The sequence below is a fragment of the Wolbachia endosymbiont of Cardiocondyla obscurior genome, assembly GCF_902713635.1.
GTDB lineage: Bacteria > Pseudomonadota > Alphaproteobacteria > Rickettsiales > Anaplasmataceae > Wolbachia > Wolbachia pipientis.
This window is the reverse complement of sequence record NZ_CACTIU010000137.1, coordinates 1-281: the sequence shown is the minus strand read 5'-3', so window position 1 is coordinate 281 and position 281 is coordinate 1. Positions and strand designations below refer to the sequence as shown.

General features: G+C 35.6%; 1 protein-coding gene. It reads right to left on the bottom strand.

Annotated features, from left to right (window positions below):
- Positions 1-69: 69 nt before the first annotated feature.
- A complete protein-coding gene (locus WOCAOBSORBRA_RS06125; RefSeq protein WP_174516166.1) occupies positions 70-255 on the bottom strand; it encodes a hypothetical protein in 186 nt (61 codons plus the stop codon).
- Positions 256-281: the final 26 nt, after the last annotated feature.

Genomic DNA, 281 nt, shown 5'->3' with positions numbered 1-281 from the left:
AAATATACAGACTTACAACTTTTGGTTGGTAATACCATAATGGAAATTTATCATTCATTTTAGAAAATACTATAGTTCCTTTATGACGGCAGTGCCCAGACTACTTGGATCCAGGAAACTTAATTGCAAGTAATGCATTGGGTTTGGTAAGTATGGGTTTTGCGTTATAGAATGAAGCACTTTTGGTGAATTTGTAAAGAAAACTGGATCCCAGTGGGCTTTGTTGCATCGCTCTTCGGATAGTAGGTAACGCACAATAAATTTATGAAGCTATCTCAAAT